Origin of the sequence: Flavobacterium sp. ABG (assembly GCF_001027725.1) — a bacterium.
GTDB lineage: Bacteria > Bacteroidota > Bacteroidia > Flavobacteriales > Flavobacteriaceae > Flavobacterium > Flavobacterium cupriresistens.
In genome coordinates, this window is record NZ_LEKS01000009.1 from 91,859 (window position 1) to 115,291 (window position 23,433).

Consider the following 23,433-nt stretch of genomic DNA (forward strand, 5'->3'; position numbering starts at 1 on the left):
TTAGGTTTCGAAAATTAATAGTGCTTTAAAAATGCTATTTTTGTCATACAAAAACTAAGCTTATGCAAAGTCCGTCTTTTTCCATTTATGATGCTTCTGCAGGTTCGGGAAAGACCTATACTTTGGTTAAGGAATACCTGAAGATTATCCTTTCCTCGCCAAAAAACGATGCCTATCGAAATATTTTGGCTATAACTTTTACCAACAAGGCGGTTCATGAAATGAAAAGCCGTATTGTAGGCAGTTTATCTGAGTTTACAAAAGAAATACCTTCCGATAAAGCATCCGATTTAATGGAGGATTTGTCGAGAGAAACAGGGTTTTCTATTATCAGAATCAAAACAAAATCTCAAAATATCATCAAGCACCTGATTCATAATTATGCGGCTTTTGATATTTCTACTATTGATAAATTTACACATAAGGTAATTCGTGCTTTTGCACACGATTTGAATTTACCGATGACTTTTGAGGTTACTCTGGATACCGAGAATTTACTGGTAGAAGCTGTCGATGCCATTATTGCTCAGGCAGGGCAGGACGAAACGCTTACCAAATTGCTTATTGATTTTACGATGGAAAAGACCGACGACGACAAGAGTTGGGATGTTTCGCGTGAAATTCTGGAAACCGGTAGGTTGGTTTTGAATGAAAACAACCGAAATGAAATTCTGCATTTTCAAGATAAGTCCATTGAGGAGTTTATCGCCATAAAAAAGAGAATGTCGGCTTTGTGTGCCGATCTGGAAAAAGAGAATGCGGGGTTTGCTGCCGAATTACTCGTTTTAATTGATAAAAACGGAATTGACTTGAAATCTTTTTCAAGAGGAACTTTTCCAAATCATCTGGAAAGTATTAAGGATGGGAAATTTAATCCAAAGAATAAAACCTTTCATGAGTTTGAGGATATTGCCATCAATAAAACGGCGAAAGACAAAGCAATAATCGAAAACCTTATTCCGGAATTGCTTCAAACGCTGGTTAAAATCTATAAAAACTTCGAGAAAAGAGATTTCTACAAAGCTTTTCTTAAAAATATTACGCCTTTATCATTGCTGAATACCGTTAGTAATGAATTGGCTAAAATTCAATCCGAACAAAATATATTATCTATTTCTGAATTTAATGCGATTATTTATCGGGAGATTCAGAATCAACCCGCGCCCTTTATTTATGAGCGTCTGGGAGAACGGTACCGTCATTTTTTTATTGATGAATTCCAGGATACTTCAGAAATGCAATGGCAAAACTTGATTCCTTTAATTGATAATGCGCTTGCAGGTCAGGACGATTTAGGAAATAAGGGTACTTTGATGATTGTTGGAGATCCCAAACAATCCATTTATCGCTGGAGAGGTGGTAAAGCCGAGCAGTTTATCGAATTGAGTAAAGGAGAAAATCCATTTAGCAATAAAGATCAAAAACTGGAGCATTTAGATACCAATTACCGCAGTTATAGTGAGGTGATCGATTTTAATAATGCTTTTTTTAAGTTGATTTCTGCTGAATTTTCGAACGAGGATTATAAAGATTTGTATGAGAATCATAGTTTTCAAAACGCAAATTCCAAAAAAGGAGGCTATGTCAATATCTCTTTTCTTCCTGTTGTTGAAAAAAGTGATTTTGCAGATGAAGAAGAAGTGGTCGAAAAATCAGATTTGTATGTTTTGGCTACTTTAAATACAATTCAGAATGTAGTTCGGGAAGGTTTTGAGTATAAAGACATTGTGATTCTGACCCGTAAAAGGGGGCAGGGAATTGCGATTGCCAATTATTTGACAGAACAAAATATTCCGCTATTGTCTTCAGAAACACTGATGATTCAAAATGCAACAGAAGTGCGTTTAATAATTCATCTGTTGAAATACTTAAATAATAGCGCTGATTTAGAAGCAAAAGCTAATTTTCTGCATTTTTTAACGGATACTTTAGAAACCGAAATACCGGTTCATGATTTTATTGCTCAGGGAATGAGTAAGAAATTTGAAAGTGATTTTGAAAACTGGCTTCTGACATTTGATGTCTCACTATCTTTCGAGAATATCAGAAAAAAATCCTTGTATGAGGCAGTTGAAATTATCATTTCAAAATTCGTTCTTCCAACCGAAGGGAATGCCTATGTGCAGTTTTTTCTCGATATTGTTTTAGAACGGGATATTAGAAATCAGGCCGGAATAGCAGACTTTCTTAGTTTTTGGGAGAAAAATGGAGAGAAATTCAGTATTCCGTCTCCCGAAGGAAATAATGCCGTTCGGATTATGACTATTCATAAATCGAAAGGATTGGAATTTCCGGTTGTTATCATGCCGTTTGCGGAAGAAGATTATAACAGAAAACCAAAAGACAAGCTTTGGTTAGATGCTGAAGAGGAAAATTTGGGTGTTCCAAAAGCGCTAATTGACAATAGTAGTGCTGTTGAAGGGTTTGGTGAAAGTGCTTCGGCTGTTTTTAATTTGAAAAAACAAGAAGAATTACTTGATAACATCAACGTTTTGTATGTGGCATTAACACGTGCTGAGGAACAACTTTATGTTATTTCGCAGTCTTTAAAAGAGCGGAAGGATGGAGAGTTCCCAAGTAATATGGCTTCGTTTTTTATAAAATATCTGATTCATAAAGGGATTTACGATCCGGAAAAATTAGAATATGATTTTGGAAGTAAGAAGAAACTTTCGCCCTTATCAAAAAAGGCAGATTTAGTTCGTACGATTCCAATGATTTCTGAAGTCTTAGATCCGAAGAATATAAAAATTGCGCAACGTGAAGCGCTCATGTGGGGTACGCACCAACAAGAAGCAATCTCCTATGGAAATGTAGTCCATGAAATCTTAGCTTTTGTTAAGGATAAATCAGATATTGATTTGGCAGTTGTAAAAGCAATGGAGAATGGTCTGGTAACTTTTGATCAGTCTGAAAAAGTATTGTTGACGCTTCAGGAAATTGTAAATCACCCCGAGTTGAGTATATACTTTGATGGAAAAGATAAGATTTTGAATGAGCAAACAATTGTTCAGAAGGAGGGTAAGATTTTAAAACCGGACCGTGTGGTGCTGACAAAGAGCAAAGAAGCTTATCTTTTAGATTATAAAACGGGGGCTGTTAATGCGAAATACACCAGACAAATTCAGGAATATCAAGATGCAATCGAGGATTTGGGCTATAAAGTGTTAAAAAAAGCACTGGTGTATATAGGAACAGCTGTCGATGTGGTAAATTTGTGATAAAATTAATCAGTTGTTAATAGCTTAATTAGGGTTAAGTTGTTAATTTTTAACATATTAAATAAATAAAAATGTACGGAAAAATAAAAGAACATTTGCAAAGTGAGTTGCAAACTATTGAAGAAAATGGAATTTTTAAGAAGGAACGTATAATTACTTCAGCTCAGGATGCTGAAATTACAATTTCAACAGGTGAAAAAGTTTTGAATTTTTGTGCCAACAATTATTTAGGTCTTTCTTCGCATCCAGAAGTGGTACAAGCGGCTAAAGACGCTATGGATACACATGGTTTTGGAATGTCGTCTGTTCGTTTTATATGTGGTACGCAGGATATTCATAAAACATTGGAGAAAAAGATTGCGGATTTTTATGGTACAGAAGATACTATTTTATATGCAGCGGCTTTTGATGCAAACGGAGGTGTTTTTGAGCCGTTGTTGGGAGAAAATGATGCAATTATTTCAGATAGTTTAAACCATGCTTCTATTATAGATGGTGTTCGTTTGTGTAAAGCGGCTCGTTATCGCTATGAAAATAGTAACATGGAAGATTTAGAACAACAGTTGATTAAGGCTAATGAAGCCGGAGCTCGTTTTAAACTAATTGTTACTGACGGTGTATTCTCTATGGATGGTCTTGTGGCGCCATTGGATAAAATCTGTGACTTGGCAGACAAATACGATGCTATGGTTATGGTTGATGAATGTCATGCAGCAGGATTTATCGGAGCAACCGGTAAAGGTACTCTTGAGGCAAAAGGAGTTATGGGAAGAGTTGATATTATAACCGGAACCCTTGGTAAAGCATTAGGTGGAGCAATGGGAGGTTATACTACCGCTAAGAAAGAAATTATTGAATTGCTTCGTCAACGATCAAGACCTTATTTGTTTTCAAATTCACTTGCACCGGCTATTGTTGGGGCTTCTATTAAGGTTTTTGAGTTATTAGAAAAAGATACTTCACTAAGAGATAAGTTAGAGTGGAATACAAATTATTTTAAAGAAGGTATGAAAAATGCCGGATTTGATATCATAGATGGGGATTCAGCTATCGTGCCGGTAATGTTGTACGATGCTAAATTGTCACAGACTATGGCTAATGAACTTTTGAAAGAAGGGATTTATGTAATCGGATTCTTCTTTCCTGTTGTACCGAAAGAAAAAGCAAGGATCAGAGTGCAACTTTCGGCAGCCCATACTAAAGAGCACTTGGACAGAGCGATAAAGGCTTTTGAAGTTGTCGGAAAAATGTTAAAAGTTATATAATTACCACATTGGCCGAATTTTTGTAGGTTTTTTTTAACATTTCATTTTGTATTTAAAAAATTTGGTGTTACTTTTGCTTGTAATTAACTAAATTGTAATTAAAAAAAATTAAGTATGAAACATCTTAACAAACTTTTAGTTGCTGTGATGATGGTGATGGGTTTAAGTTCTCACGCGCAAGACAGTAACAATCCATGGGCTATCTCTTTTGGAGTTAATGCCGTTGACACTAGGACTAGTGCTGGTGGAGGTAATGGTTGGATCAACCAACACTTTTCTCAGCCATTCGCTGTAAAAGACAACTGGAATATCCTTCCTTCTTTGTCTTACATCGGAGTGTCTAAATATGTTGGTAGTGGTTTCTCAGTTGGTTTACAAGGTTCTGTAAACAAAATTGACAAATACATTACTTTTAATCCATCTCATCCTAATCATGATTCAAGAGGTATGGTTAATTCCAATCCTGGTGATTTGATGTATTACGGAATTGATGCTACTATTAAATATAGCTTCCAGGAATTAATCAAATCTAAAGTAATCGATCCTTCGTTAACTGTAGGTGGTGGTTATGTTTTCTTAGGAGACAGTAGCTACGGAACTGTTAACCCAGGTGCTGGTGTTACTTTCTGGTTTACTGATGCTATTGGTTTAGAGCTTGCTACTAAATACAAATGGTCAGTTTCTGGAGATAGACAAGATGCTTCTGGTGCTCCAGATGCTCCATCTCACTTCCAACACACTGCTGGTCTTGTTTTCAAATTTGGAGGTAAAGATACTGACGGTGACGGAATCTATGACAAAGACGATGCTTGTCCAGATGTTGCTGGTTTAAAACAATTCAACGGATGTCCTGATACTGACGGAGACGGAATCGTTGACGCTAGTGATGCTTGTCCAGATGTTTTTGGTTTAGCTGCATTAAACGGATGTCCTGATACAGACGGAGACGGAATTGCTGATAAAGATGATGCTTGTCCAGATGTTGCTGGTTTAGCTGCTTTAAAAGGTTGTCCTGATACTGATGGAGACGGAATCGCTGATAAAGATGACAAATGTCCTACAGTTGCTGGTCCAAAAGAAAACGGTGGTTGTCCTTTCTTAGATGCTGACAAAGATGGTGTAGCAGATAAAGATGATGATTGTCCTACAGTTTACGGTCCTGCTAGTAACAGAGGATGTCCAGAAGTAACTACTGAGGCTTTAGAAGATCTTAAAGTTCAAGCTAGAGCGGTATACTTTAACTCAGGAAAAGCTACTTTCAAAACAGGAGACAAAGAAACTCCAGCTAGATTAGATGCAATTAAAGAAATCCTTAAAAACTATCCAAACGCGAAATTCAGCATTGAAGGACACACAGATAGTACAGGTTCTGCTAAAATCAATGACAAACTTTCTCAAGAAAGAGCTGACGCTGTATTAAACGCGTTAGTTGAAAGAGGAGTTAACAAAGAAAACTTAGAATCTAAAGGTTTTGGATCTTCTCAACCAGTTGCAAGTAACAAAACTGCTGCAGGAAAAGCTCAAAACAGAAGAACTGAAATTAAACACATTGGTTCTAAATACCAAGGTAAACTATAATTTACAGTTTAAAATAAATACTAAAAGCCATTCTTAATTGAATGGCTTTTTTTATTTTTATCAAATGATAAATACTTCCTTTCTCGAAAAAATAGCAACCGTTATCATTCAGGATTATTCCCATAAACTGGCAGAGACGACTATTATTTTGCCTAATAAAAGAGCAAAGGTTTTTTTAATTGAAGCCTTAAAAAACGAAACTTCCCATACGATCCTTTCTCCGGATATAATTAGTATTGAGGATTTTGTACAAGATGTTGCCGCTATTCGGTCTGTTGATTCAATCGAATTGCTCTTCGAGTTCTACGAAGTGTATCTTTCTATTACAGAAAAGCAACATCAACAGTCATTCGAATTATTTGCCAACTGGGCAAAAACACTTCTTCAGGATTTTAATGAAATCGATCGTTACCTGTTAGAGCCCTCGCATGTTTTGTCTTATTTGAACGATATTGAAGACATTAAAAAATGGGGGATAGAAGTAGAGAACAAAACCAAACTTTTAGAAAATTATATTGATTTCTGGAAATTACTGCCGTTGTATTACGAGTCTTTGTACAATCATTTGCTCAATAAGAGTATTGGATATCAAGGCTTGATTTACCGCGAAGCAGTCCATAATTTAAATCATTTTTCAAATACAACTGCAGGACGCAGTTTTCTTTTTGCGGGATTCAATGCTTTAAATGCGGCTGAAGAAAAAATCGTGCAACATCTTTTGGCTTTAGATCAAGCCAGAATTTATTGGGATGTAGACCAAGTCTTTCTCAATGATCCTTACCACGATGCCGGACTTTTTGTGCGCCGTTTTAAAGAAAACTGGAAACACTATAAAGCAAATCCTTTTGAGTGGATTGTTGATGATTTTTCTCAATCAAAAAACATTCAGGTTATTGGAACTCCAAAAACAATTGGCCAGGCTAAATTAACGGGAAGTATTATTGAGCGTATAATTGCAGAAAATCCAACAACATCTCTAGATAAGGTGGCTGTTGTTTTGGGCGAAGAGAATTTGTTGATCCCGGTTTTATATGCATTGCCATCTTCTGTTGGTGCTTTGAATATTACGATGGGGTATTCGAGTAGAAATAATCCTTCGCAAATATTGATTGCAAAATTGTTTAAAATGCATACGAATGCACTTTCCAGAAAAGGAGAGAGTTATGTTTTTTATTATAAAGATGTGCTGGATGTTTTAACGCATCCACTAGTAGAGCCGTACGCAAGTGCAGGTAATTTGGTTAGGATTATAAAAGAGAACAATTATACTTTTATTACCCATAACAGATTGTTTGAACTGAATCCTAAGGTATCCGATCTTTTTAAATTGCTATTTCAAAAGTGGGAAAACGGATCCATTGCTGTTCTCGAGAATATATCGACACTTTTGCTTGTGATAAAAAAGAATTTCAGTAATGATAATGAAGAGGAAAAGATAGCAAAAGCCTTTGTTTTTGCTATTTTTAAAGTGATCAATAAATTGATTAGTTATTATGCTAAACACAAACATATTGACAACATTGATACGTTGTATGCAATTTATAAACAGGTAATTGATGTAGCGGAAGTCTCGTTTGAAGGAGAGCCTTTAAGAGGGTTACAAATTATGGGAGTCCTGGAAAGTCGTGTTTTGGATTTTGATACCGTAATTGTAACTTCTATGAACGAAGGTAAATTTCCTGCCGGTAAATCTCAGAACTCATTTATTCCATACGATGTTAAAAAGGAATTAGGATTGCCAACTTTTAAAGAAAAGGACGCTATTTATACCTATCACTTTTATCATTTACTGCAAAGGGCTAAAAATATCTACCTGATTTACAACACAGAGAATGATGGTTTAGATGCAGGAGAACGCAGTCGTTTTATAACGCAATTGGAAGTAGAAAAACAAGTCAAACACAATCTTACTTTTGATATCTACAATCCGGTTTTGCCTGCGATGGCCAATACGCCAATGGTGGTTCCGAAGTCAGAGGCCGTTTTGGAGCGATTAAAAGAGATTGCGGTGAACGGGTTTTCTCCTTCGGCTTTGACGAGTTATATTCGAAATCCGATTGAATTTTACTTTCAAAAAATTCTAAAGATCAGGGAAGTGGAAGAAGTAGAAGAAAATATTGCCTTAAATACACTTGGAACTATTATACACGAGACTTTGAAAGCTTTGTATGATCCTTTTGTCGGGCGATTAATTTCAGAAATTGACATTAAGAATTGCTTTAAATTGTTGGATGATGAAGTATTAAAACAGTTCAAAGTAGTTTATAAGGAAGGGGAGATTAAGAAAGGACGTAACCTCTTGGCGTTTGAGGTAGCCAAACGGAATGTTTCGAATTTTCTGAAAATGGAATTGGATTTAATCTCAAATGGAGACCAAGTTCAGATCATTGCTTTAGAAAAAACATTTGAACGCCAACTGGAGCATCCCGCTTTGCCATTTCCGGTTTTGATTAAAGGAAATGTAGACAGGATTGAGTTGCGTAACGGAAAAATCAGAATCATTGATTATAAGACAGGAAAAGTGGAAAAAGCCAGTGTGGTGCTGAAATCATGGAATGGATTGACACAAGAGCTTAAAAACGATAAAATCATACAGGTGTTGGCCTATGCGTTTATGTTTGAAACGGAAGCAAAAGAAATTCCGATAGAAGCAGGGATAATTTCCTTTAAAAACCTGAAGTCGGGTTTTTTACCCTTCGGTTTTAAAGAAGATAAAGAATTGACGACAACTGTTTCAAAAGAAATACTTGCCAGTTATTTAGAAGAGATTGTTGTGTTGTTGAAAGAGATTTTTGATGTGACTATTCCTTTTGAAGAGAAAATAAACTAGTTTTTTGGAACGATAAAAAGAAATAGAATTCTGTTAAAGGTCTTTAGTCATTTACAAAATTGCAATACAGCTAAGTAGTTTTTCTCTTATAAAAGCGATAAAAGGCTTTTTGAGGATGCAATAGTCTCGAAAACAAGAGTTTTGTAATTGAGTTTTATGAAGTAAAATTCTATAATTTCAAGAATATATGTTGTTTTTACCGAATTTATTTACAGATGCTGTTTTTATAAGAATCAAATTATAAACTATAAACAAAAGTGATTCAGTGTGTTATGATTACTGGAGAAAAAGAATAACTTTGCCGAAATTTTTAAAAGAAATTTTACAAATTATACTTTTTGCCCCCACGAAAAGAAGAAAAAGGCTGTTTCGATATTTCGAAATGGTCTTTTTTTATTTCGTTCTTTTCAATTGTTAAAGAAAATGCGAGAGTACTATTTTTAGTTCTTCTTTATTTTCAATTGGGCTCATATGTCCGTCTTCAAAAGAAACCAATTCTGCGGTGGTGTCTTCAACTTGAGAAATAGTCTCTTCGTAATTTAAAACAGGATCTTTTTTTCCTAAAACCAACAGAACCGGAAAAAGATTTTTTTGTAAGAGTGTCTCTCTGTCTTTTCTGATTTTCATTCCTTCCAGTGAGGCTATGATTCCTTGTAAAGGTGTTTTTAAAGCATGAAGTTTGGCACGTTCAATTTCTTTAGCGAATTTAATTCTGTTGTTTTCACTAAACAAATTGGCGATTGCTAAACTTACAAAAGCGATATAATTTTGTTTTACTGCTTTTATAGCACGGCTTCTGTTTGTTTTCTTTTCCGGACTGTCTTCTCGGGCAGTTGAATTTATTAATACTAGTTTTTTGATAGCAGCGGGATACAATTCGGCGAAAGCCAAGCCTACATAACCTCCCATAGAATGACCTAGTATCGTAGCTTTTTCAATTTTTAGATGAGCTAAAACTTCCTGAACAACATGTGCATTTTCTTCCATCTCGTGTATATACCCCAAACAATCGGATTGGCCATGCCCTAACAAATCAATTGTAATAACACGATATTGATCTGTAAAAAAAGAAACATAATCTTTCCACATGGTTTTGTTTTCAAGAAAGCCGTGAAGAAATACAATTGCGTTTCCTTGTCCGTTGTCAGTATAAGATATAGTGGTGTTTTTGTATAGAAGATTTCTCAAGACTCTGAAGATGTGAATGAGGTGCAAAATTAGAGTTTTATCGATGGACTTCAAAAAGTATTGTGTTTCATTTTTGTTAATATGCTTTAAAAGCAATAGGGATGTTTTTAGCTTTTTATGTTGGTTTTGGTAGTGAGGCGTTGTGTATTTTGTGAATTTTAACGCAAAGAAAGATTCTCTTATTTTAAATTAGTCTTAATTATGTTTGAAATTAATTTAATTTATATAATTTTGTGCCCTATTATATTTTATAAGAATGGCAGAATTTAGTGATTTGAACACCAAAATATTATTTGAAACCGAAAAAGGATACAGTTATCAATGTGATTTGACCAATAGCGTAGTCATCAACTTTGTAGATACTGTATCTCATTATAAAATTCAGGATTTTTTGATTTTTCAAAGAAAGGTCAATAACGTTGATATTCTGAACATGCTTTATGATTTGTCTGATCAGTCTGATGCGCAGTTAATAGAAACTACAAAAAGAAATTTCTCCAGAAATCTTACCATTTGCGAAATAGTACAACTTAGAGAACTATTAAATGGAACCAAATTTACGTTGAACCTGCACTCTATGCTTTGCAGTGTTTTGACTGCTGATCTTGTCTAACGTTTACTTAGAATAAATCCATATTTATTGACGTCTAGTGTTGGTGGTTTTAATTTTTGTAATTTTACACGTATAAAAATTAAAGGTCATGAAAGATTTATTAAGAACAAGTTCTTCCTTAGTTGAAGGAATAGAGAAAATACTAAACTTACAATCAAAAATAGAGAGCGATGCTTCTAATAAATATTTAGCTATGGCAGCATGGTTGGATAGAAATGGTTTTGCGAATACGGCATCACATATGTATAAGCAAGCGGAGGAAGAAAGAGAGCATTTCCTTAAAGTTTTTAAATACATCACTGACATGGGCGGGATCGCAATCACGCCAACTGTTTCTGAAGTTCAACAGGAGTTTGCTTCTTTTAAAAATGTATTTGAAATTGCTTTGCAAAATGAAATTGCAGTTACTCAAGCGGTAAACAAAGTGATTGCAAAATGTAGAGCTGAGAACGATTATGCTACAGAAAACTTTATGATGTGGTATGTTGTAGAGCAAAGAGAAGAAGAGAAAAATGCAAGAAGAGCTTTAGAGCTTTTTGAGTTAATCAATGAAAATGACGCAGCCGGTAAATTTGAACTGGATTTGCAGATTTCAAAAATTGGATAAACTTCAATTTATAAGTTATAAAAAGCCCTTAATGATTTAAAATGTCATTAAGGGCTTTTTTGTTTTAAGCGACTAAGAGCGCTATAAATTTATATTGGTTTAATGTTTTTGCGATCAAGCCTAAAGACAGTGAAGAATTAAAAATCTTGCAGAGTCGTAAAGCAGCAAAGCCGCAAAGTTAAAAAAGGTTAAACGCTCTGATTATCTGCTTTCAATGAAGGAGATTATTAATGGAAGATTTAAAAGGGTGTTACTTTTTTTGCAGCGCCCTATGTATTTACAATTTCTCCCAATCCTGTCATTTCGAGCGAAGTCGAGAAATCACACTCGCAAATCGACAAAGATTGGTGCTTTTCTTTACGGAATATCTTGTGTGATTTCTCCTTCGTCGAAATGACAGACTGGGCGCGTATTTTGTGAATTTGACGTTTTCTTTGACAAATTAAATTCTCGCATTCAATTTTTTACTTCCCCACAACTTTAGGGTTTTATTCCTTTTGCGCATACTTTTATTTATTGAAAAATAAGTAAGCCCAAAAGATTCGTTTAATCTTTATGTTGAAGAAAAAGTATTTTTTGAAAACAGAAACGGCTCACATTTCTGAGAGCCGTTTGTAGTTTTTATGATTTTAAAAAGGAATTAATTTCCAGGAAGTACTTTTCTCTGGCATCGAGCCAGCCATAATGTTTGGAATGCTCGAGTAAAATCAATTTTGAATTGGGGAATGTTTTATTTACAATTTCTCCAATTTCATTGCTGATAATGTCTTCTTTTCCCTGAATGACCAAGACCGGATTTTTGAAATTTTTCAATTTTGTTTTGCAATCAAAATTCATTTTTTGCATGTCAGCCCATAATAATCCGTTTATTGTCGAGTTGCCTTGTGTTAATCTTTCGGCAATGATTGGGGCATATTTCTGGTCGTAAACATAAGCGGGAGCCATTGCCCTTCCTCTTCCGATTCTTGCGGTATAGGAAGTGTCTCCTTTTTCGATTTTGTCATTCCAGTAGTTCAAAGAATCTTTTTGAGCTTGATTTAATCCGGCTTCAATAAGGTTAGCGCTTTTTAATAAAGTCAAATCCACTCCGCCCGACGATGATAAAATTAATTTATCAATGCTGTTTGGGTAGATCGTCGCATAATAAGAAGCCAACATTCCTCCAAAAGAATGTCCGAGAATATTCCATTTCTTGATTTTAAGGTGTTTTCTCAGCGATTCAATATCATCAGCCATTAATTGCATCGAAATGGTCGTAGCATCCAATTTTACCAATTTCGATTTTCCGGTTCCCCTTTGATCGTAAATAATCGTTTCCTGATTTTCAGACAACGTTTTTGCCATAGCTTCAAAGCCATTACTGTTCATTCCGGGACCACCATTAATAATCAAAAGCGGTTCGCCTTTTCCAAATGTTTTGTAATACGTTAAACTGGCGCCATTGTTCTTTGCAAAGCCTTCGGTTTGAGCGAAAGTTTTGCTAAGAAGGAGCAGAAAAGTAAATAGAAAAATCCTTTTCATCTTGCGCTTATGTGTTCATCAAACTTTCAATTTCATCCGCCTCAATTGGAATATTGCGCATTAAGTTGAAAGGTTCTCCTTTTTCCTGAACCACAACATTGTCTTCCAATCTAATTCCGAAACCTTCTGCCGGAATGTAGATTCCCGGTTCAACCGTAAAAACCATATTGGCTTTCATTGGCTCATGAAGCAAACCATAATCGTGTGTGTCCAGTCCCATGTGGTGAGAAGTTCCGTGCATGAAGTATTTTTTATACGCTGGCCAGTCCGGATTTTCGTTTTGAACATCGGCTTTGTCAATCAGACCTAAACCAAGTAATTCAGAAGTCATGACTTTACCAACTTCAATGTGATATTGTTTCCAAAGTGTTCCCGGAGTAAGCATTTTGGTTGCCTCATTTTTGACTCTCAAAACAGCATTGTAAACTGCTTTTTGTCTGTCGGTATATTTTCCTGAAACCGGAATTGTACGTGATAAGTCACTTGAATAGTTAGCGTATTCTGCCGCGACATCCAATAAAATCAAGTCACCGGCTTTACATTGTTGGTTGTTTTCGATATAATGCAACACATTTGCATTATTACCTGAAGCGATAATTGGGGTGTAAGCAAAACCTTTAGAACGATTACGGACAAATTCGTGAATCAATTCGGCTTCGATTTCGTATTCTGTAACATTTGGTTTTACAAACGAAAGCAATCTGCGGAAACCTAGTTCTGTAATATCGCAAGCTTGCTGAATCAAATCGATTTCTTCGCTTTCTTTTATCGAACGAATGCGTTGTAAAATCGGATTACTTTTTGCCACCTGATGTGCAGGGTATTTTTCTTTCCACCATTTTACAAAACGAGCTTCACGAGTTTCTGTTTCAACAGCTGCACGATAATGTTCGTTGGTGTTAATGTACATGGTGTCGGCATACGTCATCATTTCGTTCAACACTTTATGAAAATCCTGTAACCAATAAACCGTTCTGATTCCTGAAACCTGATAAGCGCGTTCTTTGGTTAATTTTTCACCTTCCCAAATAGCGATGTGCTCGCTGGTTTCTTTAAGGAAAAGGATTTCTTTTTGGTTTTCGTAAGGAGCATCCGGAAATAAAAGTAAAACACTTTCTTCCTGATCAACACCACTCAGATAAAAAATATCTCTGTGTTGTGCAAAAGGAAGTGTACTATCGGCACTAACAGGGTAAATGTCGTTGGAATTAAAAACGGCAACAGAATTAGGTTTCATTTCTGCCGTGAATTTTTTGCGATTTTTTACAAAAAGAGCGCTGTTTATTTGGTGATATTTCATAGTAGTATTGTTTTTTGTACTTCGAATTTCAAAATTACTACTTTTTGAAGAAGCAGCACAAAATTGGTTTATTAAAGTTTTCTTATTCTTTGGATTGATGATAAAGTGAAAGCTTTTTTGATGCAGATTGCAGGTGCTATTAAAACAGAGTGAGTTTTTGCGATTTTTTTAAATAAACCATATAAGTAATATAAGAGAATATAAGTTTTTTTTAAATGAACTTACATCACTTATATGGTTATGAAATTTCCGTTTTTGGGCATTGTGAGAGAAAATTACGGTTTAAAATAGTTTGTCAATTGTGGTGTTTTGTATCTTGGCTCTATAAAACAAGCAGAAAATTAGTTAATTTCTGTTTGCTGTAAATTGCTTTAAGAAAGATGAAAGAATTGAATCCGGAAATAAAATATCATTTAATAGTAGGTTTACTTATAGGCTTATGGATTTTTATTTTCGCCTTTATCATAAAACCTTTTGATGATGGGACTCTAAATTTTCGATTATGGCTTTTAATAAGTTTTGGCTTTAGCTTGTTGGCCTTTTTATGTTATGCTGTTCTCGCTGTTCTTCAAAAAATAGTTTACCGGAAATCAGCAAAATGGAATATTGGATTAGAAATAGGAAGTATTATCTTTTTTTATCTGATCTATCTTATGGGTATTTTTGCCTATTATAAAAGTCCAATTTTAAACGGAGGGTATAGTTTTACTGCGTTCTTTTCAATAATATTTCTCAAAGTTGCGCTAATTCTAACTCCCGTACTTATCCTTGCCAGAAGATATTTGATTAAACTGATTCCGATCAAAGAAGACATTTTAATTATTAAAGGAGAGAATAAGCTGGATATTCTGAAAATCAGGAAGGCTGATTTGGTTTGTATTTCGAATGCCCAAAATTATGTCGAGATTTTTTATATCGAAAATGCTAAACTTCATTCCAAATTGATTCGTTCTTCACTTAAAAAGGTTCAGGAGGATTTTGCTTTTTTGGTTCAAATCCATCGTTCACATTTAATAAATCCATCACATTTTAAATCTTGGAAGGATCAAAATACGATTGTACTTACTCAAATTGAACTCCCGGTTTCTAAAAATTATAAAGAAACTTTACTGGCCTTACAATTTCGTACCTAAAACGATGTGTTTTGTACCTAAGTCAGTGTTGTAGGCATGTTCAGAAGTTTTTCATTTTAGTTTTGTCTCATCAATTTTAAAACTTAATTATGAAAACAAAACACATTTGCCTGCTTGGATTGCTATTTTTTCTTATCAGTTATTTTTTCTTTTCTAAGATTTTACCCAACTTTCAAGAACCAATCGATTTTCCGCATTGGTTTAATTTAATTGGAGCCTGTTTGTTGCTCTCGTTTAATGACGTGTTTCCGAAGAACAAAATAAATTCGGTTGCAACAGTTGTGACTACGTTAGGGGTTATTGCTCATGTTGGTCTTTGTACAATTGACTTTATCATGTCAAGTTTCGGGAATAACGAGCTCGCCAAAGAAGCATTAAGTCACCAGATAAGTACAACGCCATCTATTCTTTATCCTTTTGTGATTGTGGGGCCATCTTTGCTTTTTATTGGATTAGCTATACATGCATTGAATTTTGTTAAAACAAATAGGACGGGTTCTTTAATGGTGATTCTTGCTGCGCCCGCAATAGGTTTTTCGTTTTTTGTATTAAAAGATGGTGTTTGGATGTTGTTGAGTTGTGTGGTTTTTGTTTTGGGATTAGGTTTTTTGCTTTATAACATTGAAGAAAAATGAGCAAAGAAAATCTTTAGTTAAGATCTTTATGTTTTGTTTTCACGCAGATTTAGCAGATCTTACTTTTTTTTCTGCTAAGATCTGCTAAATCTGCGTGAGTATGTTTTTTTAAATTAAATGAGATTTCATCTGGATGATGGAGGTGAAATAGATGCGGAGTAAAATTGAAACTCTTGTTTTAATTTGTATTTTCGCTTAAAAGAAAATCAAATATGATTAAATCGATTGTTCTTCTGTCTTTTCTAACTTTAATCTCCTGTAATTTTTCCAAAGATGAAAGAAAGCCCGAGCGTATTAATTGGGGGACTATTGAGATTTATACGAAAAGCCAGAAAGTTTTAATTTATAAAGAGGAAGATACTGCCTCTTTTGAAGAAACTAAATATAAAAGGATTAGTGGGAAAGGATTCTCGTCTAAATATAAACTAGATACAATAGTAAAAAAAACATTCAAACTAAGTGTTTCTGAGCGGGATAGTATTTCGAAGTATGCATATCATTTAATAACTAAGCCATTTTTTACAGATAAGATGGCGACATGTTATGCTGGATATGTTTTGATAAAATTAAGAGAGAGAAATACAACAATAATGTGTGAATACGAATCTGTTGGAGAATGGTCAACAGTTTCAAATGAAACAAAAAAAATCTATGATATTTTAAAAACAAAAATTAATATTGCTAAACAATAGTTTGTAAATCTAAATTCATAAGAATAAATTGAAAAAACATCTAAAATACTTCATATATCTCTTTCTGGCTCTTGCTGTGATTGCGACTGACTGTACTTTAGATTCTCAATCAAAATCTGCGGATTATTATCAATCGTCCTATGTAATTTTAAGAAAAGAACTAGCGGTTAGAAATCTTCGATTATACAAATTTAGCCAACTAAAATCAATTGGAAAAACTTCGTTTCCAATACTTTTAAATTTTGTTCCAATTAAAGAAGCATCTGGTTTTCAAACTCGGGTTCTTTTAAGATTATGTACACATCTTCATCAAAACATAAATTCATTTATAAAACAGTCCGTTTTTGTAAATGAAATAAATACTTCAAGACATTTCGATACAAGTTTATACAGCGCTTAAGATTTTTTAAGCATTTATGCTACTCAGAGCATAAGATGATATCATAATGTCTAATCATTTATCATTTGCAAAATGTATAAACAACATAAAACACGTTTAGAGCAATCTAAGCGACCACTTCATTGGATAAAACGAAAACTCCTTTTAGTAATGACCGCCTTCATGTTAGGAATGGCAAACGGTATGCACACAGAGGATACAAGAATTAAAGGCAATAAAAATTATACGGAACAGCATAATAAAGACTGAGAATTTTGGATGATTTGTTATTTCGAAGAATGAGAAATCGCGCAAGAAACGTTACACAAAAAGCCGCTACTCTTTGTCGAATTACTGGAGTGATTTCTCGACTTCGCTCGAAATGAACAAACGACACCGTATATTTTACCCTTTTCGAGTTTCAGGTTTCAAGTTTCAAGTTTTGGACTATTACTTACTGTTTTTGGGATCATCACAATTCTGTCATTTCGAGCGAAGTCGAGAAATCACACACGTTGATCCGTTTCTATTTTCCGCAATTTTGTCATACTGAGGAACGAAGTATCTTCACAAGTAATTCCGTAAAGTGAAGTTCAGCGGTATGGATTCAGCAAACGTAGATCCTTCGTTCCTCAGGATGACAAACTGTACGGAGTTTTTTGTATGACTTCTCGACTTCGCTTGAAATGACAAAACAGACGAATTGTGTCGATTAACGCAAGCAAGATATAGACGAACAATAGAATAGTAGCATAAAAAAACCGAAGCGTTAAAACTTCGGTTTTTTTTATAAGCCACAAATTGGAATTTGGAATTTAAAAATATTGAAATTTTTAGTTCTCCCATTTATAATAACGAGCCCCAATCAAATTCGGGATTTCTTTTTCGATTCGATCTAAAACCCATTCGTTTTTAGGGGTTCTGATGCTTGCTTTTTGTTCTTTTTTGTGAAGTCTTTCGTAAGTTTCAAAATCAATTTCTACACTTTCAGTTAAGTTTTCAAAAAGTTTGGTTTGGCTTAAAGCCGATTGCCATTCGGGTTGAATGGTTCCTTCAAAAACTTTTGATTTTGATCCGCTTCCGTAAGCTAAGAATCCGAATTTAGTTCCAGAAATATCTTTTTTGGTGTCATAAAAATGCGCCAAAGTCGATAGTAATCCCATGAAAATAGAACCTGTGTAAAGATTTCCGATTAAAGAAGAAGCCAATTCTGCGGGTTGCAATTTTTCGGTTACAAATTTTCGGTAGTCTTCTGATTTTCCAACTTCTTTAATTTTGTTCTGATAATCTGCTGGTTGGATGTCATCAGCTATAATTTTTTCGGCACTGTCTAAAACATAAATTTCAGATAACATTCGACGTCCCTGAAAAGAATAAGGCAAGTGCATGATGATACTGTGCCAGGTGTTGTATAAAGTTTCGGTAGTGTTTTTTAATTTTTTGAATGAAAAGTAGGCATTACGCGTACGATCCATATAACATTGATTTGAATACTGGCCGTCAAAAACCGGTTGATCTTTATGGATTTCGATTTCGGCTTCTAAATTATCAAACCAAGGGTCGTTGTTTTCGTTCTGGGCAATTGTTTCTTTCGAAATGCTTCGGTATGGCTTGAAAAAGTCAAAAACGCCTTTTGTACTTGTGGCCCAATTTTCATCAAAAGCAATAATTCTTGGGTTTGAAGTTACCAACATGGCCAAAGCTCCGGCGCCTTGTGTGTATTCTCCAGTGGAGTTTAAATCGTATTTGGCAAAATCAGTCGTAACTACAATTGCTTTTTTGGTTGGATTTAGTTTTACAAAGTCCATACAGTTTTGCAAAGCATCAACACCACCAATACAAGCAAACGTAAAATCGACAACATCGCATTCGGCTAAAGAATCTTCACCAAACTTTTGTTCCATTAAAGCAATCAGGAAAGAACTGATCGGTTTAGAACTATCGATAGCACTTTCTGTTCCGACATAAATCCGGCTGATCTCGTTTAGGTTTATTTGATTTTCGGTAATTAGTTTGGTTAAAGCGTTGGCTCCAAAAACTACTGCATCCTGGTGTGCATCCGGTAAAGTCATTTTGATTAACCCAAGTCCTTTTTCTAATTTTTCGGGTTCTATATTTCTGGCGGTTGCCAAAGTTTTGATAGGTAAATGTATGTTGGCTACATCAAAAGAAATAGCGTCAATTCCTGTTTTCATTCTCATTTTTTTTGAAGCGGATAAAGGTAAAATTATGCTCTTAGAATTCTGTTGTTTTAAAGCAATAAAATTAGGGTCTCCTATATTTTTGAGGAAAACAAGTCAAAAAGTACTAAAAAATAGCAATTTGATAATTATATAAAATGCAGGTTTTGGAGAAAATGGCCGCGTAATGAGACTTATTTTGTTGTTTTATAAGAATTTGAATAATTGTCGGAGAGACTTTTTAAAATGATTATAAATAAGAGTGAAATGGTTGTAGTTCACTTGTATTTACTTTATTTTTGTATAATTTTTTAAAACAAACTACTTAAACTCTTATGGCACAATCTGCACTATTGAATGCTTCCATCTTAAAGAAAGTGGCTATGGCTCTTTCGGGAATATTCTTAATCACGTTTTTAGCGCTGCATGTTTCCTTAAATTTTATTTCTATTATTAGTGAAGACGTTTTTAACGAAGCTTCTCACTTTATGGGATACAATCCGCTGATACAATATGTAATGCAACCTGTTTTGGCAGTTGGTGTAATTTTCCACTTTGTAATGGGATTTATATTGACAGCACAAAATAGCGCAGCAAGACCAATTGCATACGCAAAATACAATGGAGCGGCTAATGCTTCTTGGACTTCAAGAAATATGATTATTTCTGGACTGGTTATTTTAGCATTCTTAGGATTGCACTTTTATGATTTCTGGTTTCCTGAAGTTTCTTATAAGTATATAGCAGGAACTGCACCGGATGCTACAAGATATTATGGTGAGTTAGTTCACAAATTTCACGATCCAATTCGTACAGGAATTTACTGTGTGTCTTTCGTTCTTTTAGGGTTCCACCTTTGGCACGGATTCAGTTCATCTCTTCAATCAGTGGGGATGCACAACAAATATTCCAGATTCTTAAGTAAAATCGGTTATGGATTTGCGGTTGTAGTACCGGCACTTTTCGTGATAATCGCTTTAGTTCATCATTTCAATAATTAATATCAATTATAATGGCATTAGATTCAAAAATCCCAAAAGGTCCAATCTCGGACAAATGGACAGATTATAAAGATCACATTAATTTAGTAAACCCTGCTAATAAACGTAATTTAGATATTATTATCGTTGGAACAGGTTTAGCTGGAGGTTCTGCTGCGGCTACTTTGGCTGAATTAGGATATAACGTAAAAGCATTTTGTTTTCAGGATTCACCAAGACGTGCGCACTCTATTGCGGCACAAGGTGGTATCAATGCGGCAAAAAATTATAAAGGTGACGGTGACTCGGTTTACAGATTGTTTTACGATACTGTAAAAGGAGGAGATTACCGTGCACGTGAGGCAAACGTTCACCGTTTGGCTGAAGTTTCGGCTAATATTATTGACCAGTGTGTGGCTCAAGGGGTGCCATTGGCTCGTGAATATGGCGGATTATTAGACAACCGTTCTTTTGGAGGAACTTTGGTTTCTCGTACTTTTTACGCACAAGGACAAACCGGACAACAATTATTGTTAGGAGCTTACTCTGCAATGAACCGTCAGATTGGTCGTGGAAAAGTAAAAATGTACAACCGTCACGAGATGTTAGACATCGTAATCGTTGATGGAAAAGCAAGAGGTATTATCGCTCGTAATTTGGTTACAGGAGAAATAGAAAGACATTCTGCGCATGCTGTAGTTATTGGTTCAGGAGGATATGGAAACGTATTTTTCTTGTCAACAAATGCTATGGGAAGTAATGCAACAGCAGCTTGGAAAATACATAAAAAAGGGGCGTTTTTCGCGAATCCTTGTTATACACAAATTCACCCAACTTGTATTCCGGTTTCAGGAGATCATCAGTCAAAATTGACTTTGATGTCTGAGTCGTTACGTAATGACGGTCGTATTTGGGTTCCTGCAAAACAAGAAGATGCAAAAGCAATTCGTGAAGGAAAGAAAAAAGCAACTGATTTATCTGAAAGCGAAAGAGATTATTTCTTAGAAAGAAGATATCCTGCTTTTGGTAACTTGGTACCACGTGACGTTGCGTCTCGTGCTGCAAAAGAAAGATGTGATGCCGGTTTTGGTGTTAACAAAACAGGTGAAGCAGTTTACCTTGATTTTGCTGCAGCTATCGAACGTTACGGAAAAGAGGCAGCTTACGTAAAAGGTTTAGATGCTAATGATACGGCGGTGGTTACTAAATTAGGAACTGATATCGTAAAAAGTAAATACGGAAACTTATTCCAAATGTACTTGAAAATCGTTGATGAGAATCCTTATGTAACGCCAATGATGATTTACCCGGCGGTTCACTACACTATGGGTGGAACTTGGGTTGATTATAACTTAATGACTACAATTCCTGGATGTTTCTCAATCGGAGAGTCTAACTTCTCAGATCACGGAGCAAACAGACTTGGAGCTTCTGCCTTGATGCAAGGTTTAGCAGATGGTTATTTTGTATTGCCTTATACTATTGGAGATTATTTAGCTCCGGATATTAAAATGGGTGAAATTTCTACAGATTTACCTGAATTCGTAGAAGCAGAGAAAAGTGTAAAAGATCAAATCGACAGATTTATCAATAATAAAGGAACTCATTCTGTAGATTATTTCCATAAGAAATTAGGAAAAATCATGTGGGATAAAGTAGGTATGGCTCGTAATGCTAAAGGTTTGACTGAGGCGATCGAAGAAATTGCTGCTTTACGTGAAGAGTTTTATAAAGACGTAAAAGTACCTGGAAGTGCTAATGAATTTAATCAGGAGTTAGAAAAAGCAACTCGTGTTGCCGATTTCCTTGAGCTAGGAGAATTGTTCGCAAAAGATGCTTTACACCGTAATGAATCTTGTGGAGGTCACTTCCGCGAAGAATATCAAACAGAAGAAGGAGAAGCGCTTCGTGATGATGAGAATTTTGCATACGTTGCAGCTTGGGAATACAAAGGAAAACCAAGTGATGCCGTATTACACAAAGAAGCTCTGGTTTATGAAAACATCAAATTAGTACAACGTAGTTATAAATAGAAGTTAAGAGTTAAAGGTTATGAGTTCATTAAAGTCATTCGAAGATTTGGAGTGCTGGAAAGCTGCAAGAGATTTAAGAATGTTTGTTTCTCAACATATACTTCCGAAATTTCCAATTGACGAAAAATATGCCTTAACCAGTCAGCTTAAACGATCTTCAAGATCTGTTAGTGATAATATTGCCGAAGGATTTGGAAGATATCATTATCAAGAAAATATTCAATTTTGCAGAATAGCCAGAGGTTCATTAAGCGAATCATTAAATCAGGTAATTACTGCTAAAGACGAAAATTATATTGAAGAAGATTTGTTGCAACAATTTAGAGAAAAGTTCGAAAGAACTAAAGCAATATTAAATGGATATATAAATTATTTAGCTAAGACAAAAATGGAGTAGCAGGGAAAGAATCAAGACAGTTAAGCTGTCGAATTCTCGTAACCTCAAACGTTTAACTCTTAACTTATAACCCATAACAAAATTATGAAACTTACACTAAAAATATGGCGTCAGAAAAACGCCCAAGATAAAGGAGCAATCGTTGATTACCCAATTGACGGAATTGAACCAGATATGTCTTTTCTTGAAATGCTTGATGTTCTTAATGAACAATTAATCAATAAAGGAGAAGAGCCAGTAGCATTTGACCACGATTGTCGTGAAGGAATCTGCGGAATGTGTTCTTTGTTTATTAACGGAGAAGCGCACGGACCAGACAGAGGAGTTACGACTTGTCAGTTACACATGCGTATGTTTAAAGATGGTGATACGATTTTTATCGAACCATTTAGAGCAAAAGCATTCCCTGTAATTAAAGATTTAGTTGTTGACAGAAGTTCTTTTGACAGAATCCAACATGCAGGAGGATTTATCTCGGTAAATACTTCAGGAAATACAATTGATGCTAATACTATTCCGATTAACAAAGACGATGCAGATAAATCTTTTGATGCTGCGGCTTGTATTGGTTGTGGAGCTTGTGTAGCTACTTGTAAAAACTCATCAGCAATGTTGTTCGTTTCTGCAAAAGTATCTCAATATGCTTTATTGCCACAAGGTCAGGTAGAGGCGGTTGATCGTGTTTTAAACATGGTTCACCAAATGGATGCTGAAGGTTTTGGTAACTGTACCAACACCGGAGCTTGTGAAGTAGAATGTCCAAAAGGAATTTCTCTTGAAAATATCGCACGTATGAACCGTGAGTATTTAGCAGCAAGTTTAAAAGGATAATAAAATAGCATTTAGTTTATAGAAAAAACGCATCCGCCTTGGCAGATGCG

The 23,433-nt window shown here is 35.0% G+C and carries 18 protein-coding genes; 14 read left to right on the forward strand and 4 right to left on the reverse strand.

Annotated features, from left to right (window positions below):
* Positions 1–62 precede the first annotated feature (62 nt).
* From AB674_RS11540 to AB674_RS11555, 4 genes are all read left to right on the forward strand, one after another.
* The gene (locus AB674_RS11540; RefSeq protein WP_047776729.1) at positions 63–3,221 is read left to right on the forward strand and encodes a UvrD-helicase domain-containing protein; all 3,159 of its coding nucleotides are present in this window, start codon (positions 63–65) and stop codon (positions 3,219–3,221) included.
* A 71-nt stretch (positions 3,222–3,292) separates the two neighbouring features.
* Entirely contained in the window at positions 3,293–4,486 is a 1,194-nt protein-coding gene (kbl, locus tag AB674_RS11545; RefSeq protein WP_047776731.1) for a glycine C-acetyltransferase, read from the forward strand.
* A 114-nt stretch (positions 4,487–4,600) separates the two neighbouring features.
* A complete protein-coding gene (locus AB674_RS11550; RefSeq protein WP_047776733.1) occupies positions 4,601–6,064 on the forward strand; it encodes an OmpA family protein in 1,464 nt (487 codons plus the stop codon).
* A 64-nt stretch (positions 6,065–6,128) separates the two neighbouring features.
* Positions 6,129–8,894, forward strand: a complete 2,766-nt coding sequence (locus AB674_RS11555; protein ID WP_047776735.1) for a PD-(D/E)XK nuclease family protein — start codon at positions 6,129–6,131, stop codon at positions 8,892–8,894.
* Positions 8,895–9,308: 414 nt separating this feature from the next.
* Here the strand turns inward: AB674_RS11555 and AB674_RS11560 are convergent, their stop codons facing one another.
* Complete coding sequence (locus AB674_RS11560) at positions 9,309–10,082, reverse strand: alpha/beta fold hydrolase (protein ID WP_047776737.1); 774 nt, start codon at positions 10,080–10,082, stop codon at positions 9,309–9,311.
* A gap of 256 nt (positions 10,083–10,338) precedes the next feature.
* Between AB674_RS11560 and AB674_RS11565 the strand changes: the two genes are divergently transcribed.
* Together AB674_RS11565 and AB674_RS11570 are read left to right on the forward strand one after the other, a co-directional pair.
* Positions 10,339–10,695 carry a hypothetical protein gene (locus tag AB674_RS11565; RefSeq protein WP_047776739.1) on the forward strand — a complete coding sequence of 119 codons (357 nt, stop codon included), beginning with the start codon at positions 10,339–10,341 and terminating at the stop codon, positions 10,693–10,695.
* An 88-nt stretch (positions 10,696–10,783) separates the two neighbouring features.
* Entirely contained in the window at positions 10,784–11,302 is a 519-nt protein-coding gene (locus AB674_RS11570; RefSeq protein ID WP_047776742.1) for a ferritin, read from the forward strand.
* A gap of 621 nt (positions 11,303–11,923) precedes the next feature.
* On the opposite strand, the gene AB674_RS11575 is transcribed toward AB674_RS11570, so the two are convergent.
* The gene (locus tag AB674_RS11575; RefSeq protein ID WP_047776743.1) at positions 11,924–12,823 is read right to left on the reverse strand and encodes an alpha/beta fold hydrolase; all 900 of its coding nucleotides are present in this window, start codon (positions 12,821–12,823) and stop codon (positions 11,924–11,926) included.
* Positions 12,824–12,830: 7 nt separating this feature from the next.
* On the reverse strand, positions 12,831–14,123 hold the full coding sequence (locus AB674_RS11580) for an aminopeptidase P family protein (RefSeq protein WP_047776745.1): 1,293 nt from the start codon (positions 14,121–14,123) through the stop codon (positions 12,831–12,833).
* 380 nt (positions 14,124–14,503) lie between these two features.
* Here AB674_RS11580 and AB674_RS11585 point away from each other — a divergent pair, with 380 nt between their 5' ends.
* The 4 genes from AB674_RS11585 (at position 14,504) to AB674_RS22830 (ending at position 17,232) form a co-directional block, all read left to right on the forward strand.
* Positions 14,504–15,256 carry a LytTR family DNA-binding domain-containing protein gene (locus AB674_RS11585; RefSeq protein ID WP_047776747.1) on the forward strand — a complete coding sequence of 251 codons (753 nt, stop codon included), beginning with the start codon at positions 14,504–14,506 and terminating at the stop codon, positions 15,254–15,256.
* 89 nt (positions 15,257–15,345) lie between these two features.
* A complete protein-coding gene (locus AB674_RS11590; protein WP_047776748.1) occupies positions 15,346–15,891 on the forward strand; it encodes a hypothetical protein in 546 nt (181 codons plus the stop codon).
* A gap of 212 nt (positions 15,892–16,103) precedes the next feature.
* Positions 16,104–16,583 carry a hypothetical protein gene (locus AB674_RS11595; protein ID WP_047776749.1) on the forward strand — a complete coding sequence of 160 codons (480 nt, stop codon included), beginning with the start codon at positions 16,104–16,106 and terminating at the stop codon, positions 16,581–16,583.
* Between the two features lie 472 nt (positions 16,584–17,055).
* Complete coding sequence (locus AB674_RS22830; RefSeq protein WP_165579373.1) at positions 17,056–17,232, forward strand: hypothetical protein; 177 nt, start codon at positions 17,056–17,058, stop codon at positions 17,230–17,232.
* Positions 17,233–17,795: 563 nt separating this feature from the next.
* Here the strand turns inward: AB674_RS22830 and AB674_RS11605 are convergent.
* Positions 17,796–19,157, reverse strand: a complete 1,362-nt coding sequence (locus AB674_RS11605) for a hydroxymethylglutaryl-CoA synthase family protein (RefSeq protein ID WP_047776753.1) — start codon at positions 19,155–19,157, stop codon at positions 17,796–17,798.
* Positions 19,158–19,477: 320 nt separating this feature from the next.
* Between AB674_RS11605 and AB674_RS11610 the strand changes: the two genes are divergently transcribed.
* The 4 genes from AB674_RS11610 to AB674_RS11625 all read left to right on the forward strand — a co-directional run bounded on the left by AB674_RS11610 (position 19,478) and on the right by AB674_RS11625 (position 23,383).
* A complete protein-coding gene (locus AB674_RS11610) occupies positions 19,478–20,143 on the forward strand; it encodes a succinate dehydrogenase cytochrome b subunit (protein WP_047776755.1) in 666 nt (221 codons plus the stop codon).
* An 11-nt stretch (positions 20,144–20,154) separates the two neighbouring features.
* Positions 20,155–22,155, forward strand: a complete 2,001-nt coding sequence (locus tag AB674_RS11615; protein ID WP_047776758.1) for a fumarate reductase/succinate dehydrogenase flavoprotein subunit — start codon at positions 20,155–20,157, stop codon at positions 22,153–22,155.
* A 19-nt stretch (positions 22,156–22,174) separates the two neighbouring features.
* Positions 22,175–22,552 carry a four helix bundle protein gene (locus AB674_RS11620; protein WP_047776759.1) on the forward strand — a complete coding sequence of 126 codons (378 nt, stop codon included), beginning with the start codon at positions 22,175–22,177 and terminating at the stop codon, positions 22,550–22,552.
* Between the two features lie 84 nt (positions 22,553–22,636).
* Positions 22,637–23,383 (forward strand): succinate dehydrogenase/fumarate reductase iron-sulfur subunit, encoded by a 747-nt coding sequence (locus AB674_RS11625; RefSeq protein WP_047776761.1) that lies wholly within the window; start codon positions 22,637–22,639, stop codon positions 23,381–23,383.
* Positions 23,384–23,433 lie beyond the last annotated feature (50 nt).

Bases quoted from the DNA above. Each gene is read 5' to 3' on its own strand.
- AB674_RS11580 (WP_047776745.1), bottom strand. From the start codon at position 14,123: ATGAAATATCACCAAATAAACAGCGCTCTTTTTGTAAAAAATCGCAAA.
- kbl (WP_047776731.1), top strand. From the start codon at position 3,293: ATGTACGGAAAAATAAAAGAACATTTGCAAAGTGAGTTGCAAACTATT.
- AB674_RS11540 (WP_047776729.1), top strand. From the start codon at position 63: ATGCAAAGTCCGTCTTTTTCCATTTATGATGCTTCTGCAGGTTCGGGA.
- AB674_RS11550 (WP_047776733.1), top strand. From the start codon at position 4,601: ATGAAACATCTTAACAAACTTTTAGTTGCTGTGATGATGGTGATGGGT.
- AB674_RS11585 (WP_047776747.1), top strand. From the start codon at position 14,504: ATGAAAGAATTGAATCCGGAAATAAAATATCATTTAATAGTAGGTTTA.
- AB674_RS11555 (WP_047776735.1), top strand. From the start codon at position 6,129: ATGATAAATACTTCCTTTCTCGAAAAAATAGCAACCGTTATCATTCAG.
- AB674_RS11610 (WP_047776755.1), top strand. From the start codon at position 19,478: ATGGCACAATCTGCACTATTGAATGCTTCCATCTTAAAGAAAGTGGCT.
- AB674_RS11625 (WP_047776761.1), top strand. From the start codon at position 22,637: ATGAAACTTACACTAAAAATATGGCGTCAGAAAAACGCCCAAGATAAA.
- AB674_RS11615 (WP_047776758.1), top strand. From the start codon at position 20,155: ATGGCATTAGATTCAAAAATCCCAAAAGGTCCAATCTCGGACAAATGG.
- AB674_RS11590 (WP_047776748.1), top strand. From the start codon at position 15,346: ATGAAAACAAAACACATTTGCCTGCTTGGATTGCTATTTTTTCTTATC.
- AB674_RS22830 (WP_165579373.1), top strand. From the start codon at position 17,056: ATGTATAAACAACATAAAACACGTTTAGAGCAATCTAAGCGACCACTT.
- AB674_RS11620 (WP_047776759.1), top strand. From the start codon at position 22,175: ATGAGTTCATTAAAGTCATTCGAAGATTTGGAGTGCTGGAAAGCTGCA.
- AB674_RS11570 (WP_047776742.1), top strand. From the start codon at position 10,784: ATGAAAGATTTATTAAGAACAAGTTCTTCCTTAGTTGAAGGAATAGAG.
- AB674_RS11605 (WP_047776753.1), bottom strand. From the start codon at position 19,157: ATGAAAACAGGAATTGACGCTATTTCTTTTGATGTAGCCAACATACAT.
- AB674_RS11565 (WP_047776739.1), top strand. From the start codon at position 10,339: ATGGCAGAATTTAGTGATTTGAACACCAAAATATTATTTGAAACCGAA.
- AB674_RS11575 (WP_047776743.1), bottom strand. From the start codon at position 12,823: ATGAAAAGGATTTTTCTATTTACTTTTCTGCTCCTTCTTAGCAAAACT.
- AB674_RS11595 (WP_047776749.1), top strand. From the start codon at position 16,104: ATGATTAAATCGATTGTTCTTCTGTCTTTTCTAACTTTAATCTCCTGT.